General features: G+C 62.3%; 15 protein-coding genes and 1 other RNA gene. 10 read left to right on the forward strand and 6 right to left on the reverse strand.

Going from position 1 to position 16,311, the window contains the following annotated elements; translation table 11 throughout:
* The first annotated feature begins 48 nt into the window (after nucleotides 1-48).
* A complete protein-coding gene (gene ypfJ, locus ACWNZ3_RS02510) occupies nucleotides 49-888 on the forward strand; it encodes a KPN_02809 family neutral zinc metallopeptidase (protein WP_496901070.1) in 840 nt (279 codons plus the stop codon).
* Between the two features lie 336 nt (nucleotides 889-1,224).
* Here the strand turns inward: ypfJ and ffs are convergent.
* Nucleotides 1,225-1,322, reverse strand: an RNA gene (gene ffs, locus ACWNZ3_RS02515) — signal recognition particle sRNA small type.
* A gap of 130 nt (nucleotides 1,323-1,452) precedes the next feature.
* On the opposite strand from ffs, the gene nudC reads away from it, so the two are divergent.
* Entirely contained in the window at nucleotides 1,453-2,421 is a 969-nt protein-coding gene (nudC, locus tag ACWNZ3_RS02520; RefSeq protein ID WP_269364126.1) for an NAD(+) diphosphatase, read from the forward strand.
* 85 nt (nucleotides 2,422-2,506) lie between these two features.
* A complete protein-coding gene (locus ACWNZ3_RS02525) occupies nucleotides 2,507-2,974 on the forward strand; it encodes an SRPBCC family protein (RefSeq protein WP_114277410.1) in 468 nt (155 codons plus the stop codon).
* A 603-nt stretch (nucleotides 2,975-3,577) separates the two neighbouring features.
* Here ACWNZ3_RS02525 and ACWNZ3_RS02530 read toward each other — a convergent pair.
* Nucleotides 3,578-4,066 (reverse strand): MarR family winged helix-turn-helix transcriptional regulator, encoded by a 489-nt coding sequence (locus ACWNZ3_RS02530; protein ID WP_269364128.1) that lies wholly within the window; start codon nucleotides 4,064-4,066, stop codon nucleotides 3,578-3,580.
* A 79-nt stretch (nucleotides 4,067-4,145) separates the two neighbouring features.
* Here ACWNZ3_RS02530 and ACWNZ3_RS02535 point away from each other — a divergent pair, with 79 nt between their 5' ends.
* Nucleotides 4,146-5,015 (forward strand): EamA family transporter, encoded by an 870-nt coding sequence (locus ACWNZ3_RS02535; protein ID WP_496901071.1) that lies wholly within the window; start codon nucleotides 4,146-4,148, stop codon nucleotides 5,013-5,015.
* A 20-nt stretch (nucleotides 5,016-5,035) separates the two neighbouring features.
* Here ACWNZ3_RS02535 and ACWNZ3_RS02540 read toward each other — a convergent pair whose 3' ends face one another.
* A complete protein-coding gene (locus tag ACWNZ3_RS02540; RefSeq protein ID WP_269364130.1) occupies nucleotides 5,036-5,875 on the reverse strand; it encodes a prephenate dehydratase in 840 nt (279 codons plus the stop codon).
* Nucleotides 5,876-6,003: 128 nt separating this feature from the next.
* Between ACWNZ3_RS02540 and ACWNZ3_RS02545 the strand changes: the two genes are divergently transcribed.
* The 5 genes from ACWNZ3_RS02545 to ACWNZ3_RS02565 all read left to right on the forward strand — a co-directional run bounded on the left by ACWNZ3_RS02545 (nucleotide 6,004) and on the right by ACWNZ3_RS02565 (nucleotide 12,529).
* A complete protein-coding gene (locus ACWNZ3_RS02545; protein WP_114277415.1) occupies nucleotides 6,004-6,504 on the forward strand; it encodes a c-type cytochrome in 501 nt (166 codons plus the stop codon).
* A gap of 166 nt (nucleotides 6,505-6,670) precedes the next feature.
* Entirely contained in the window at nucleotides 6,671-8,602 is a 1,932-nt protein-coding gene (locus tag ACWNZ3_RS02550) for an extracellular solute-binding protein (protein ID WP_496901072.1), read from the forward strand.
* A gap of 6 nt (nucleotides 8,603-8,608) precedes the next feature.
* A complete protein-coding gene (locus ACWNZ3_RS02555; protein ID WP_496901073.1) occupies nucleotides 8,609-9,697 on the forward strand; it encodes a microcin C ABC transporter permease YejB in 1,089 nt (362 codons plus the stop codon).
* Complete coding sequence (locus tag ACWNZ3_RS02560; RefSeq protein WP_496901074.1) at nucleotides 9,697-10,878, forward strand: ABC transporter permease; 1,182 nt, start codon at nucleotides 9,697-9,699, stop codon at nucleotides 10,876-10,878. The genes ACWNZ3_RS02555 and ACWNZ3_RS02560 overlap by 1 nt, the downstream gene beginning before the upstream one ends.
* Before the next feature lie 67 nt (nucleotides 10,879-10,945).
* Nucleotides 10,946-12,529 (forward strand): ABC transporter ATP-binding protein, encoded by a 1,584-nt coding sequence (locus tag ACWNZ3_RS02565; RefSeq protein ID WP_496901075.1) that lies wholly within the window; start codon nucleotides 10,946-10,948, stop codon nucleotides 12,527-12,529.
* 168 nt (nucleotides 12,530-12,697) lie between these two features.
* On the opposite strand, the gene ACWNZ3_RS02570 is transcribed toward ACWNZ3_RS02565, so the two are convergent.
* Complete coding sequence (locus tag ACWNZ3_RS02570; RefSeq protein WP_496901076.1) at nucleotides 12,698-12,844, reverse strand: hypothetical protein; 147 nt, start codon at nucleotides 12,842-12,844, stop codon at nucleotides 12,698-12,700.
* Nucleotides 12,845-12,944: 100 nt separating this feature from the next.
* Here ACWNZ3_RS02570 and ACWNZ3_RS02575 point away from each other — a divergent pair, with 100 nt between their 5' ends.
* On the forward strand, nucleotides 12,945-13,847 hold the full coding sequence (locus tag ACWNZ3_RS02575) for a LysR family transcriptional regulator (protein WP_496901077.1): 903 nt from the start codon (nucleotides 12,945-12,947) through the stop codon (nucleotides 13,845-13,847).
* On the opposite strand, the gene ACWNZ3_RS02580 is transcribed toward ACWNZ3_RS02575, so the two are convergent.
* Both ACWNZ3_RS02580 and ACWNZ3_RS02585 read right to left on the reverse strand, forming a co-directional pair.
* Nucleotides 13,828-15,294: a D-alanyl-D-alanine carboxypeptidase family protein gene (locus ACWNZ3_RS02580; RefSeq protein WP_274573162.1), complete on the reverse strand. Its 1,467-nt coding sequence runs from the start codon at nucleotides 15,292-15,294 to the stop codon at nucleotides 13,828-13,830. The genes ACWNZ3_RS02575 and ACWNZ3_RS02580 overlap by 20 nt on opposite strands.
* Before the next feature lie 250 nt (nucleotides 15,295-15,544).
* Nucleotides 15,545-16,255, reverse strand: coding sequence for an HAD family hydrolase (locus ACWNZ3_RS02585; RefSeq protein WP_269364143.1), 711 nt, complete (start codon nucleotides 16,253-16,255; stop codon nucleotides 15,545-15,547).
* Nucleotides 16,256-16,311 lie beyond the last annotated feature (56 nt).

Consider the following 16,311-nt stretch of genomic DNA (forward strand, 5'->3'; position numbering starts at 1 on the left):
GGCGGCGTTTGACTGACAATATCCGGTGACACAGCAAGGAAAACAATCATGCGGCTACGTGGCATCCGACGCAGCAGGAATGTCGAGGTCCGGCGCGGTGGCGGCGGTGCAAGGGCAGGCGGACTTGGCCTCGTCGGGGTTCTGTTTGTCCTGGGCATCGGTTATTTCACCGGCATTGACGTGACCCCGCTGCTGACCGGCAGTGGCGGCAGCGCCCCCAGCCAGCAAACGACGCCGGTCTCGGCAGAGGATGACGCCGCCACGCAATTCACCGCACAGGTGCTGGCCACAACCGAAGACGTCTGGAGCAAGGTGTTTCAGGAACAACTGGGCCGCACCTACGAACCGCCGCGTCTCGTGGTCTTTTCCGGCGTGACCCAAAGCCCCTGCGGCGGGGCCTCCGGCGCGACCGGGCCGTTCTACTGCCCGGTGGATGAAAAGGCCTATCTCGACACCGGTTTCTTTACCATGCTCAGCCAGCGCATGGGCGCCGGGGGCGATTTCGCCGCCGCCTATGTGATTGCCCATGAGGTTGCGCATCATGTGCAGAACCAGCTTGGCATCCTGCCCAAGGTCAACGCCGCCCGCCAGCAAGCCTCTCGGGTCGAGGCCAATGCGCTCACCGTGCGGCTGGAACTGATGGCCGATTGCCTGTCAGGTGTCTGGGCAATGAACGTGCGGGGGCTGATGGAACGGGGCGATCTGGACGAGGCGCTGAACGCCGCCCGCAAGATCGGCGATGATTACCTGCAAAAGCAGGCGGGCCGGGTCCCGCAGCCGCATACCTTCACCCATGGCACCTCCGAACAACGCGCGCGCTGGTTCGACCGGGGTTATGACAGCGGGCAGGTGGGGGATTGCGATACTTTCGCAGCGGCGCAGCTGTGACGCGTTAATCAGTTATTTCCATTAACTAACAGTTGGTTAAATTTCCTGCGGGGGGGCCAAGGATGCGTCCGGGACGCAAGGCGCGGACAAGGCGCTTTGGGTTTTCGGGTGACGCGTTTTTTGCTTTGCAAAAGTTGTGCGAAGACAGGTTTCTGTTCAATGTCGGAGGCTTGCCCTCTCGGGAGCATCTTTCAGATGCCCCTGCCGGGCGACGCGCTTTTGCTTTGCAAAAGTTGTGCGAAGACAGGTTTCTGTTCAATGTTGGAGGCTTGCCCTCTCGGGAGCATCTTTCAGATGCCCCTGCCGGGCGACGCGCTTTTGCTTTGCAAAAGCGCTTGGTGAGAGATTGATAACGACCCAAGCGGGACTCGTTACGGCTGCTTCCTTCCGGATCTGACCGGGTTGGCGAGGCGCCTGCCCGCACCAACCTCTCATTTCCGGATATAATGGCGCGGTTTTCGGAACGCAAGGGGCCCGGCGGCGGATGCCATTGCCCTCCCCCGTGCCATGGTGCAAACCCCTGATGCGGGCCGCAAAGGGGCCGGCAGGGATAAGGACGGCAAGATGCGACATGCGGAAACGGTGACTTTCGGGGGATCGGCGCTGGACCGGGCCGGGGAAATACGCAGCAACCCCGAGGCCATCGGCGCGGCGCTCAAGGACCCCGATGCGCGGGCGATCCTGTTCTGGCGCGGCAAGCCGCTGATCGCCACGGCCCGTCCCGCCCATCTTGCCCGCCTGCCGCTGGACCATCCCGTGCTCGCCGACGCGGGCGACGACATCATCCTGCTGGGGCGCGAGGACGGGGCAGCGCGTTTTGCCTATGACCTCTCCTCCTGGCAGCCCGAGGATCTGGACGAGGCGGCGCTGGGCGGTTTCCTGGATCCCAGCGAACAACGCCACCCGGCCCTGGGCGAGGAGATGGCCTTTGCCGAGCTGCGCCGAGTGATGACCTGGCTCAGCCCGCGCGACGCGGAACTTGCGGCAACCGGGCGGGCGATGTTCAGCTGGCACCGCAGCCATGGTTTCTGCGCGGCCTGCGGCCACAGGTCCGACATGGCACAGGCGGGCTGGCAGAGGGTCTGCCCGGCCTGCAAGGCCGCGCATTTTCCGCGCACCGACCCGGTTGTGATCATGCTGATCACGCAGGGCAATTCAGTGCTGATGGGCCGGTCCCCGGGCTGGCCTGCGGGCATGTATTCGCTGCTGGCCGGCTTTGTCGAACCGGGCGAGACCCTGGAGGCCGCGGTGCGCCGCGAAGTCTTTGAGGAGGCGGGAGTCAGGGTCGGGCAGGTGTCCTATCTGTCGAGCCAGCCCTGGCCGTTTCCGGCCTCCCTCATGTTCGGCTGCGCGGGCGAGGCGCTGAGCCGTGACATCAGCATCGACCCGGTCGAGATCGAGGATGCGCTCTGGGTGTCGCGGGAAGATATGATGGAGATTTTCGCGGGCAACCATGCTAGCATATTGCCAGCCCGCAAGGGGGCCATCGCACATTTCCTGCTTGAGAACTGGCTTGCGGACAGGCTCGATTGAGGCAAAAGTGAAGAACAAGAAGAATAAAGGTCGGCAGGACAATGTTGACCGTGGTATTTGAGGCAGTGGAGTTCGGGGCGGATTTATGAAGTTTTCGACCAAGGAAGATGTTGAAGCGCCGATCGACGCCGTTTTCACGATGCTCTGCGATTTCGAGAGTTTTGAACGCTCGGCGATGCGGCGCGGTGCCGAGGTCCAGCGGGTGGATCAGATGAATGTGCCCGGCCCGGGCATGACCTGGCGCGTGGCCTTCGATCTGCGCGGCAAGCGGCGCGAGCTTGAGCTGGAGATGGTGACCTTTGACAAGCCCAACGAGATGGTGCTGGAAAGCACCTCGCCGGGGTTGCTGGGGCAGATGCGTTTCGAGCTGTTGCCCCTGTCGCGCAGCCGCACGCGGATTCTGGTGGAGCTTGAAATCAAGCCGCTGAACCTGAGCGCACGTCTGCTGGTGCAGTCGCTCAAGCTGGCCAAGAACACGCTCACCCGCAAATACAAACTGCGGGTGGCCGAACAGGCCAAGGCGATGGAAGAACGCTATTCCCGGTCGGCCTGAACGGGGCCGGAGGTGGTCTGGATTGTTAAAGTAACGCCAGGCCGCGCATCGCGGGGCCTGGGGACGGCCCGTCAGGTTGCATATATGCCTCTGTCATGATGCGCGGCGGCCTGCGGCCTTGCTTCCGCGTGGGAGGAACGTGGAGAGGGCTCTTTCCGGACATTCGCCGCAAGGCCTGCGAAAATCTGGTCACCGGGCAGAGCTGTCGTCAATCAATGCCACCAAGGCCCGGAACAAGCCGAAGGTGCCGGGACATCGCCTGTCCGCCGCTCGCACCGAAGGTGCGCCTTTGAACGTCGGCATGCCTTTGGCATGACGGTAGGCGATATGGTTAGGCTGGGTAGTTCCCATGATAGGGCTCATCAAAGCTGAGAAACAAAGTGGCATGAGCCAAGGGCAGTATCGCCCACCCCTGGCAGGCGATGGTCCGGCTTGCGCTTCGCGTCTGAGGTTCAAGAGGATCGTCGCGCGAAGGGAAAGCGGAAAGGGTTCGCATCTTCCGTTCTGTAGTTGTGGTGCCGCCCCGCCCGGCCTGCGCCCCAAGTCACACCGGGGTCTCTCCTGACCGTTGCTGTGGCAGCACCAGTGGCGATTGCATCCCTGCTAATCCGCTTCGAAAGTGGCCAGGTAAGTCCGGAGCAGCGCGTTCAGATTGCCGCGTTCCTCCCCGGACAGGCCCGCAACAAGTTTCTTCTGCGTTTCGACGTGATCCGTCACCGCCGCATCAATGATCTTTTGCCCCTTGCCGGTCAGCTGGACCAGCACGCTGCGCTTGTCGTCGGGGTTCCTCACCCGGGTGACCAGATCATCCTTTTCCAACTGGTCAATGCGATTTGTCATGGTCCCTGAGGTGACCATCATGGTCTCAAGCAACTGGTTGGGAGACAGCGCATGCGGCGGGCCGGACCGTAGCAGCGTGGCAAGCATGTCAAAGCTCGGGCCGTTCAACCCGTGGCGGGCAAAGGTCTTGCCCATTTCTTCGGACAGATGGGCAGAAAGCCGCGTTATCCGTCCGATGAGGGCCATCGGCTCCGTGTCGAGGTCGGGCCGCTGTCTGGCCCATTGCGCCTTGATCTTGTCGATATCGTACATGAAGGAACCACAGCGCATATTTATCTTGACGTCAAGTTATTCGTGAGTATCTTGAGGTCAAGATAAAAAGGATTCCATCATGTCACGCAGCTTCGACATTGCATTGACGGCGGTTGCTCCGGTGATCTGGGGCAGCAGCTATATCGTCACGACGCAATTCCTCCCGAACCTGGATCCGCTGACGATCTCGCTTCTGCGGGCCCTGCCTGCCGGGCTGCTCCTGCTGTGTCTGGTCCGGCAATTGCCCAGCGGGGGCTGGATCCCCCGGATGTTTGTCCTGGGCGCGCTGAACTTCTCGATCTTCTGGTCGCTTCTGTTCTTTGCGGCCTACCGGTTGCCCGGCGGGGTGGCGGCGGTCATGGGGGCGCTGCAGCCTTTGGTGGTCATTTTCGCTGCCCGCGCCTTGCTGGGTTCGCCGATCCGAAAGCTGTCGCTGGTGGCCATCGCGGCGGGGGGTGTCGGGGTTGCGCTGCTGGTCCTGACACCGGCAGCGGGGCTGGATGCCCTGGGCGTCATCGCCGGGATCGCCGGCTCTGCTAGCATGGCGCTGGGCACGGTGCTGAGCCGGAAGTGGCAACCGCCGGTCTCTGCCCTGACCTTCACGGCATGGCAGCTGACGGCGGGCGGCATGTTGCTCTTGCCATTTGCGCTTGTGGCGCCGACGCAATTGGCGACGATTTCCGGGACCAATATCCTGGGCCTGATGTATCTGGGGCTGATCGGCGCGGGTCTGACCTATGTCATCTGGCTGCGCGGGATCAAGCTGCTGCAACCCTCCGCGGTTTCCGTCCTTGGCTTCCTCAGCCCGATGAGTGCGGCCCTTCTGGGCTGGCTGGTCCTGAACGAAACCCTGACCGCGCCACAGGCATTTGGCATGGCGCTGGTGCTGGGCAGCGTGTTCCTTGGTCAATATGCGCTGAGACCGGGACGGGCCCGGACGGCGGCGTGACGGCCGCCGCGCCAGGGCTCTCAGCCCCGGTCGGGATGGGCGGGGTAGACCCCCAGAACATTCAGCATATTGGTGAAATAGGCCAGCTCATCCAGCGCCCGTTTGACGGCCGGATCCTCCGGGTGCCCTTCGATATCCGCATAGAACTGCGTCGCGGTGAAAGAGCCGCCAACCATGTAGCTTTCCAGCTTGGTCATGTTGACGCCATTGGTCGCAAAACCGCCCATGGCCTTGTAAAGCGCGGCGGGGATGTTGCGGACCTCGAAGACAAAGGTGGTGAGCATCTTGTCGCCGCGCCGGGAGGTATCGATCTGCGGCGACATCAGCAGGAAGCGGGTTGTGTTGTGGTCCATGTCCTCGATGTCGCGGGCCAGCACCTCCAGCCCGTGAATGTCGGCAGCGACCTCGCTGGCCAGCACGCCGTCGCGGCTGCCTGCGGTCTCGGCCAGATCGGCGGCGGCACCGGCACTGTCGGCGGCGGCCTCGGAGGTGATGCCACGTGCCTCAAGAAAGCTGCGGGCCTGTGGCAAAAGCACCATATGGGCGCGCACATGTTTCACCTCGTCCAGCGTCACACCGGGACGGGCCATCAGCGCGATGCGCACCCGCACAAATGCCTCGGCCACGATCTTGAGCCCGCTTTCCGGCAGGAGGCGGTGAATATCCGCGACCCGGCCATAGGTGGTATTCTCGACCGGCAGCATCGCCAGATCCGCGCGTCCCTCGCGGACAGCGCGGATGACCCCTTCGAAGGTGGTGCAGGGCACGGGAATCATGCCCGGGACAGCCTGGAGACAGGCCTCGTGGGAATAGGCACCCAAAGCGCCCTGAAAGGCGATGCGCGGCGGCGTTTCTGCCATCTTTCTGAACATCCTTCGACAAATTGCGCCAGCAGGGGCGTTTGGTCGCGGTAACTACACCTTGCCCCGCGAGAGGGAAAGCAATAGATACCCGCCCAAGATAGCCACAGAAGTAATGGACCATGCCCATGTTCGATACGATGACAATCACAAAAATTGCCGGCGGCCTGTTTGGTGCATGGCTGATCCTGCTGCTGGGCAAATGGGCCGGCGAAGAGATCTATCACGCCGAGGCGCATGGCGATCAATCCTATGTCATCGAAGTTGCGAGCGCCGATTCCGGTGAACCCGCCGAAGAAATCGATATGGCGGCCCTGATGGAAGCGGCTGATGCCGGCAAGGGCGAGGGGATTTTCCGCAAGTGTTCGGCTTGTCACAAGGTCGATGGCACCGATGCGGTTGGCCCGCACCTGAACGGTGTGGTCGGGCGTGACATCGCTTCGGTTGGCGGTTTCAGCTATTCCGGTGGCCTGTCCGGCAAGGAAGGCGCCTGGGATCCCGAGAAGCTGAGCGCGTTCCTGACCAGCCCCAAAGGCTGGGCGCCGGGCACCACAATGGGCTTTGCCGGGCTGAAAAAGCCCGAAGATCGCGCCAATGTGATCGCCTATCTGCAGAGCCTGGGTGGCTGAAAAACAACGCGATTGATGCAAGGGCCGTCCGATTTGGGCGGCCTTTTGCATGTCTGCGCAGGCGCGGCCCCAAGATTACATATTCGCAACTTGTATCTTGGCGGCGTTGGCCTTTAGCTTACATCTGGTTTGAACAGACGATTTGAGACCCTCAAAGGAGAGCCTGATGATCCGATCCCAGTCCCGCGCCGCCGAACTGCCCCCTGCAAACCGGCTTTGGACAGCCTGGAACGCGCTGTTGGTGATCGGTCTGGCACTTGGGCTTGCCACTGCCGCAGCCGCCCAGGACGAAAAGATCATCAAGAGCCACGGATATTCCTTTTACGGCGATCTGAAATATCCTGCGGATTACACCCACTTCGACTATGTGAATCCCGATGCGCCCAAGGGGGGCGAGATTTCCCTCGGCGTCGTCGGCACCTTCGATTCCATGAACCCCTATACCCGCAAGGGCCGTGGCGGGGCCTTGTCGACGGTGATGTATGAAAGCCTGCTGGGCGAAGGGGTGAATTCTGCCGCGCCTGCGGATGTCTATGGCGAGGCCTATTGCCTTGTCTGCGAGAGCCTGGAATATCCTGAAGACAAGGATTGGGTGATCTTCCACATGCGCCCCGAGGCCCGGTTTTCCGATGGCACGCCGCTGACGGCATATGATGTGGAGTTCAGCCAGAACCTGATCCTTGAGCAGGGTCTGAAGTCTTATGCCGATGCGGTGCGCAAGCTGATCCCCAAGATCGAGGTGATCGACGAACATACGATCAAGTATTACTTTGCCCCCGATGTGTCGCGCCGCAGCCTGATCGAGACGGTTGGCAACATGTCGATCTGGTCAAAGAAATGGTACGAGGAAAGCGGCGCGCGGCTGGATGAATCCCGGTTGGAAATATCCCCCGGTTCGGGCCCCTATATGGTCGACAGCATAGATGTGAACCGCCGCATCGTCTACAAGCGCAACCCCGACTACTGGGGCAAGGACCTGCCGTTCAACGTGGGCCGCAACAACTTCGACACCATAAGGATCGAGTATTTCGGCGACGATACCTCGGCTTTCGAGGCGTTCAAGGCCGGTGAATTCACCTTTGAAACCGAGGGTGATTCAAAGAAATGGGCGACAGGCTACGATTTTCCCAAGGTCCGGAACGGCGATATCATCCGCGAGGAACTGCCCGACGGTGCGCCGCCCGATGCGGCCGGGATCGTGTTCAACCTGGGTCGTGAAGTGTTGCAGGACAAGCGCGTGCGCGAAGCGGTGGCGCTGGCGTTCAACTTTGAATGGACCAACGAGTCGCTGCAATACGGGCTGTTCAAGCAGCGCGCGTCCTATTCGCAGGACACAAAGCTGATGGCGACGGGCGCCCCGGAAGGGGCGGAGCTGGAGCTGTTGAAATCCCTCGGCGATCTGGTGCCGCCCGAGATGCTGACCGAAGAGGTCCGCATGCCGCATACCTCTGATCCCTCCCGCCTGCTGGACCGGCGGAATCTGCGCCGTGCCATGGGGCTGCTGGACGAGGCCGGCTGGCCGGTCGGGTCCGACGGCAAGCGCCGCAATGCGGCGGGGGAGCCGCTCAAGCTGACTTTCCTGTTCAATGCGTCAAGCTCGGCCACCCTGCGGGCGGTGATGGAGAACTTCATCTCCAACGTGAACAACCTCGGCATTGAGGCCGAGCTGCAGACCGTCGATCCGTCGCAATACACCCTGCGCGAGCGTGACCGCGATTATGATCTCGTCTATGATTCCTATTCATCCTATCTGAGCACCGGCGGTGGCCTGACCCAGCGTTTCGGGTCGGAAGATGCGGCATATTCGCTTTTCAACCCGGCCGGCCTCGCCAGCCCTCTGGTCGATGCGATCCTTGAAAAATCCCTGCGCGCCGAGACGCTGGAAGACACGGATGTCGCGCTGCGCGCGCTGGACCGGGCGCTGAGATATGAGTTCATCATGATCCCGACATGGTACAAGCCGACATATTGGGTGGCCTATTACAACCAGTATGAACATCCCGAGACGATACCGCCGTTCTCCCTGGGCAATCTTGATTTCTGGTGGTTCGATCAGGAGAAGGCGGACGCCCTCAAGGCTTCTGGCGCATTGAGGTAACGCGGCGTGGGTGCCTATATCCTTCGCAGATTGCTGCTGATCATCCCGACCTTGCTGGGGATCATGCTGATCAACTTTGCCCTGGTCCAGTTCGTGCCCGGCGGCCCGGTGGAGCAGGCCATCGCCCGGATTCAGGGTGGCGGCGATGTCTTTGCCGGTTTTGCAGGGGCCAATGAGGATGCGGGTGCAGGTGGTCTGACCGCCAATGACAGCGCTTATGTGGGCGCGCGGGGGCTGCCGCCGGAGTTCATCAAAGAACTTGAAAAGGAGTTCGGCTTTGACAAGCCCCCGGTCGAGCGGTTCTTCAACATGCTCTGGAATTATGCCCGGTTCGATTTCGGCGACAGCTATTTCCGGTCGATTTCGGTGATCGAGCTGATCAAGGAAAAGCTGCCGGTGTCGATCACCCTGGGGCTATGGTCGACGCTGATTGCCTATATCGTGTCGATCCCGCTGGGCATCCGCAAGGCGATCAAGGATGGCAGCGGCTTCGATACCTGGACATCGGGTGCGATCATCGCGGCCTATGCGATACCGGGGTTCCTGTTTGCGATCCTGCTGCTGGTGCTGTTTGCCGGCGGATCCTATTGGCAGATATTCCCGCTGCGGGGGCTGACCAGCGACAACTGGCACAGCCTGTCGCCGATGGGCAAGGTCGTGGATTACTTCTGGCATATCACCCTGCCTGTCCTGGCCTCGACCATCAGCGCCTTTGCCACGCTGACCCTGCTGACCAAGAACAGCTTTCTGGACGAGATCAAGAAACACTATGTCATGACCGCCCGGGCCAAGGGCCTGTCGGAGCGGCGCGTGCTGTACGGGCATGTCTTCCGCAACGCCATGCTGATCGTGATCGCGGGCTTTCCGGCGGTGTTCATTGGCGTCTTCTTTGGCGGCTCGCTGATCATCGAGACGATCTTTTCGCTGGACGGGCTTGGGCGGCTCGGCTTTGAGGCCGCGGTGGCGCGGGATTATCCCATCGTCTTCGGCACCCTGTTCATCTTTGGCCTGATCGGCTTGATTGTCGGCATCCTGTCGGACCTGATGTACGTGCTGGTGGATCCGCGCATTGATTTCGAGCGGCGGGAAGGCTGATGTCACAGGTTGATTTGATCCCCGAACGCGCCCCCGGTCAGGATGCGCCCCCGCCCGTACCCCAGGCCCCGCGCGGCTGGCTGTCGCCGCTGAACAAGCGGCGCTGGCGCAATTTCAGCCGCAACCGCCGGGCCTTTTGGAGCCTGTGGATCTTTGCCATCCTGTTCGGCATCTCGCTGTTTGCCGAATTCGTCGCCAACGACAAGCCGATCCTCGTGAACTACCGCGGCGAATATTACATGCCGATCTTCAGCTTCTATCCCGAAACGGCCTTTGGCGGTGATTTCCAGACCGAGGCGGTCTATCGCGACCCGGAGGTGAAATGCCTGATCGCGACCGGCGGGCTGGAGCAGTGTTTCGACGACCCCGGGGCGCTGATTGCGGATGCGCAGGACGGCATGGTCGCAGGCGAGGCGATCGAGAAGGGCTGGAGCATCTGGCCGCCGATTCCCTATTCCTTCAACACTGCGGTGGACCGGCCCGGTGCCGCACCGCTGCCGCCCAATGGCCAGAACCTGCTGGGCACCGATGGCACCAAGCGCGACGTGCTGGCGCGGGTGATCTATGGCTTCCGCCTGTCGATCATCTTTACCCTGATCGTCACCGGGCTTGCCTCGCTCATCGGCATCTTTGCCGGGGCGGTACAGGGGTTCTTTGGCGGCTGGCTCGACCTGATCTTTCAGCGGATCATCGAGATCTGGTCATCGACCCCGTCGCTTTATGTCATCATCATCATGTTCGCGATCCTGGGGCGCAGTTTCTGGCTGCTGGTGATCCTGCTGACGCTGTTTTCCTGGACCGCGCTGGTGGGCGTGGTACGCGCCGAATTCCTGCGCGCCCGGAACCTGGAATATGTCCGCGCCGCCCGCGCGCTGGGCGTGGGCAATGCCACCATCATGTTCCGCCATATGCTGCCCAATGCCATGGTGGCGACGCTGACCATGCTGCCCTTCATCATCACCGGCACGATCAGCACGCTGGCGATCCTCGATTTCCTGGGCTTCGGCCTGCCGTCCTCTGCCCCCTCGCTGGGAGAGCTGACCCTGCAGGCGAAGCAGAACCTGCAGGCCCCCTGGCTGACCTTCACTGCCTTCTTCACCTTTGCGATCATGCTGTCGCTTCTGGTGTTCATCTTTGAAGGTATCCGCGACGCCTTTGACCCAAGAAAGACCTTCACATGACGCAGGATCGGAATTTTCGAAAATTCCGGACCGATTTCTTCGAAGAAATCGGGCAGGGGGTGCGCGGATGAGCACAGCGCTGCTGGATGTCCGCAACCTGAACGTCTCGTTCCGGCAGGACGGCGCGCTGACCCATGCGGTGCGCGGTGTGTCCTTTTCCGTGGAACGGGGCGAGACTGTGGCACTGGTGGGCGAAAGCGGATCGGGCAAATCGGTTTCGGCCCTGTCGACCGTGTCGCTTCTGGGCGACAGCGCCGAGGTGTCGGGCTCCGTCACCTATGACGGCCAGCAGATGATCGGTGCGGATGCGGCACTGCTGCGCAAGGTGCGCGGCAATGACATCAGCTTTATCTTCCAGGAGCCGATGACATCGCTGAACCCGCTGCACACCATCGAAAAGCAGCTGGGCGAAAGCATCGCGCTGCATCAGGGCCTGACCGGCGCGCAGGCGCGTGCGCGGATTCTCGAACTGCTGGAAAAGGTCGGGATCACCGATGCGCAAAGCCGCCTGGGGGCCTATCCGCACCAATTGTCCGGCGGGCAGCGCCAGCGGGTGATGATCGCCATGGCGCTGGCCAACAAGCCCGATGTGCTGATCGCGGATGAGCCGACCACGGCGCTGGATGTCACGATCCAGGCGCAGATCCTCGACCTGCTGAAGGACCTCAAGGACAGCGAGGGCATGGGGCTGCTGTTCATCACCCATGACCTCGGCATTGTCCGCCGCATCGCCGACCGCGTCTGCGTGATGCAGCAAGGCGAGATCGTGGAGCAGGGGCCGACGCGGGAAATTTTCGACAATCCGCAGCACCCCTATACGCTGAAGCTGCTCAGCGCCGAACCCACGGGCAGCCCCGCGCCCGCCCCTGCGGAAGCGCCCGAGATCGTATCGACAGAGAACCTCAAGGTCTGGTTCCCGATCCAGCGCGGCCTGCTGCGGCGCACCGTGGGCCATGTGAAGGCGGTCAACGACATGTCGCTGACGCTGCACGCGGGGGAAACCCTGGGCATCGTGGGGGAAAGCGGATCGGGCAAGACGACAATGGCGCTTGCCATCATGCGGCTGATCCAGTCGGACGGGCGGATCACCTTCATGGGGCAGGACGTGCGGCAATGGTCGACCCGGCAGTTGCGGCGGCTGCGGGCGGATATGCAGATCGTCTTCCAGGACCCGTTCGGCTCGCTCAGCCCGCGCATGACCTGTTTCCAGATCATCGCCGAGGGTCTTGGAATTCACGGGGTCGGCAAGGGCCAGGATCAGCGGATTCTGGTGCATGAGGTGATGATGGAAGTGGGGCTCGACCCGGCCACGATGGACCGCTACCCGCACGAGTTTTCCGGCGGTCAGCGGCAACGCATCGCGATTGCCCGCGCCATGGTGCTGCGCCCCCGTCTGCTGGTGCTGGACGAGCCGACATCGGCGCTGGACATGACAGTGCAGGTCCAGATCGTCGAACTGCTGCGCGACCTGCAAAGGAAATACGGGCTGGCCTATCTTTTCATCAGCCACGACCTGCGGGTGGTGCGTGCCATGTCGCACAAGGTCATGGTGATGAAACGGGGCGATGTGATCGAATACGGGCCGGTGGATGATCTGTATGACAATCCGCAGACCGACTATACCCGCACCCTGCTGCAGGCCACGACCTGAGCGGCGGGGGCGGAATTTTCGAAAATTCCGGACCGTTTTATTCGAATAAAACGGCGCAGGCCGCCGGGGCCACGGCGGCCTGAATTGGCGCTTGCGCTGCCTGCGGTTGAAAGCGGCCGGGCCGGTGTCTGAGCGCGCCCGCGCCTGCTTTCCCCATGTTCAGACCGGTTACAGGCGGCTCAGGTCGATGCAGCTGGTCCTGGCGCGCTGCCACCAGCGCAGGCGCAATGACTTTGCGCCGGGCAGTATGCTGCGGACAGAGAGACGGTCGGTCCGGGTCGCTGTTTGCATGGCGGATGCGTAGATACTTAACATTTCGGGCTCTCCTTATGCTGCGTTTCACCCTTTCAATACTGGGCATTTCCCGGCAAAATGCGACTCATGTATCGTTTCTACATGTAAGTCAGGGTTGCATATGGACTGGAAGCAACTGCCCCCGATGGCCGCGCTGCGGGCCTTTTCCGCCTTTGCCCAAAGCGGCAATGTGCAGGCGGCGGGTGATGCGCTGGGGGTCAGCCATGCGGCGATCAGCCAGCAATTGCGGGTGCTTGAGAAACATCTGGATGTGGCGCTGCTGGATCGGTCGGGCCGGTCGATGCGCCTGACCCCGGCGGGCGAGGTGCTGGCCAAGGCGCTGCACGCGGGTTTTGCCGCGATGATCGAGGCGGCGCAGGAAATCACCGGAACGCGGGACGAGCGGCCCCTGCATATCTCCTGCACACCGACCTTTGCCGCCTCCTGGCTGATGCCGCGCCTGCCGTCGTTTCGCGCCCAGCATCCGGAGGCGAATCTGCGGCTTGATCCCACGCCGGCGCTTGCGCCGCTCTCGCCGGATGGCATTGACATCGCGATCCGTTACGGCGTCGGCCCCTGGCCGGGGCTGGAAACGGAGCTGCTGCTGGAATCCCCCATGGTGGTGATTGCGGCGCCCTCGCTGGTGGGGGAGGGGCCCTTGCCGCCGATTGATGCCCTGTCTGGCTACCCCTGGCTGGAGGAGGCGAGCACCTCTGAAAGCACCGATTGGCTGCGCCGTTTCGGCAATGGCGCGCTGGCTCCGAAGGCGCTGATGCAGGTCCCGGGCAATCTGCTGCTTGACGGGGCCCGGAACGGGCAGGGGGTGGCGGTGACGGTGCTTTTGTTTGTGGCACGCGACATTGCCGCCGGACGGCTGCGGGAAATGCACCGGACGGAAAGACCCGGATCGGGCTATAACATCGTCACGCGGCCCGGCGTGATGCGGCCCGCGCTGAAGGATTTCGTGCGTTGGATTCGCCGTGAGGCGGCGCAGGATCAGGCGGTCAGCCGGGCCCGATCATGAAGCAGCTGACGTTGCGCGCGGCCAGCCTGCGGCAGGCCAGGTCGGCGCTGTCACGGGTCATGCCGAGGAAATTGGCATCAAACCCCTGTGGGCGCTGCACCACCTTGCGCAGGCTGCCGTCCAGGGTTGCCATTTCTGCCAGTGCGGTCTTGAGCAGCACCTTTTCGGCGGCATAGCGGCTGGGATAGCGGCCCACGTTGACGCCCCATTGGCGTCCGCCCGATGTGGACAGCCGGGTGACCACTTCCTGCTCCACCGGGGCTGCCGCTGCGGCTGCGGGGGCGTCTGAGGCCCTGGGCCGCAGGGTCGGGCGCACGGAAGCCTGCGCCGCAGAAGCGAGGGTGACCACGGCGTCGCTTTCGACGGGTTTCGCCGGTGTCGGGGCCGGAGTCTGCACGGCTTCCTTGAGGGCTGCGGTGATGTCTGCATTTGTCACGACAGGTTCCGCAGAGGCCACCATGACAGGCGCGTCGCTGCCGGGGCGCAATTGCGGCCGCTTGGAGCTTTTGACCGCGCCGACCAGGCGGATCGTCTTGCCGGCACCACCCGGTACGGCACCTGCGCTGTCGTCCTCGACATCGGCGTAAACCGTTTCACGCTGGGGCTTGCGCAGGGGGGCATTCGACGGCGCGCGGCGGAATCCGAGATCCATCAGCTCGGCCACCTTGGCATTGCGCGATGCCGTGGACTGACCGCCGAAAACGGTCACGATGATACGCTCGTTGCCACGTTCGGCAGAGGCGGTCAGGTTGAAACCCGCCGCCCTTGTATAGCCGGTCTTGATCCCGTCGGCGCCTTTGTAGGAGGTCAGGAAGCGCCGGTTGGTGTGGCTGACCTTCTTGACCCCGGCATCGGCCTCGATGCGCGAGAACAGGTTGTAGTATTGCGGGTAATCATACAGCAGGTGCCGCCCCATCAGCGTCATGTCATGGGCGGTGGAGAGATGGCCCGCCTCGGTCAGCCCGTGCATGTTCTTGAAGGTCGTCCGCGTCATCCCCAGCGATTTGGCGGTCCGGTTCATCCTGCGGGCGAACTTGGCTTCGGACCCTTCGATTGCCTCGCCGATGGCGGTGGCGGCGTCGTTGGCGGATTTCACGGCGGCGGCGCGGATCAGATAGCGCAGCGCGATCTTCTGACCCGGACGCAGACCCAGCTTGCTGGGCGGCTCGGACGCGGCATTCTGCGAGACCGTCACTTTGGTATCGAGCGAAATTTCACCCCGTTCGATCGCCTCGAAGGCGATATAAAGCGTCATCATCTTGGTCAGGGAAGCAGGGTGCAGCCGGGTATCGGCGTTTTGCGCATGCAGGACCTTTCCGGTCCTGGCGTCGATCACATAAGCAGCATAGGGGGCGGCGATGGCGCTGAGCGGCAGAATGACCAGAAGCCATAGTGCTGCGAGGAAAAATAGCCCGAAACGGGCCGGCTGAATGCGCCGCGCCTTCATTGGAAACCTGCCTTTTACTGCCTCTGGACCGCCGATTTTTCGACTGGCCACAATTTGATTACAGTTAAGGTAACACAGGATCCGATTTCGGGAAAGGCATAACGTACTGGTAAATCAGCGAAAAAAGGGCCGGGTATCGTCCACATCTAGGGGGAGGAAAATCTGATGCCACAATAGGGGCGATTAAGGCAAGATTGTGGCGGCAGTTTGGCGGTCACGCCATTATTGAATTTGTGGCGCGCCTGACCGGTCAGCCGGCTGATTTGCACTGTGCGACCAGCGCCGGCAGATGCGCCAGATCGGGGATCTCCGCGAACCTGGGGTGATCCTGGGGTGCTTTGGCGTGTTCCAGCGCCCAGGTCAGCCCGTGGGGGATCAGAACCCCCCATCCGCCAGCCTCCAGCATCGGCAGAACGTCCGAGGACATGGAGTTGCCTGCCATCAGCCCCTGGTCGGCGCCGGTGCCATGCCGCCGGAAAATCTCGGTATATTCGGCCGGGGTCTTGTGGGAGACGATCTCGATGGCGTCGAAATGTTCGCGCAGCCCGGATTGCTCCACCTTGCGCATCTGGTCGAGCAGGTCACCCTTGGTGATCAGAAGCAGCTTGTGATCGGGCCGGAGCGCTGCAAGCGTGTCCTGCACGCCCGGCAGCAGTTCGACCGGGTGGGACAGCATATCGCGCCCGGCATCGAGGATTTCGCCGATCACGGTGGCGGGCACCTTGCCTTGCGTGATCTCGATTGCAGTTTCGATCATCGACAGGGTAAAGCCCTTGATCCCGAATCCGTAGTGCGAAAGGTTGCGCCGTTCCGCCTGCATCAGCCGCGCCATCAGGTCGGGCTTGTCCGCGTGATCGGCCAGCAGATCGGCAAAACGGTCCTGGGTCATGGCAAAAAACTGTTCATTTTGCCAAAGCGTATCGTCCGCATCAAAGCCGATTGTAGTTAATGCAAGTGCCATTTCCAAGCTGCCTCTTTTCTCAATACAGGAACAGGTTATATAGACGCTCATACGAC

The organism is Sulfitobacter sp. IGS-18 (assembly GCF_059628195.1).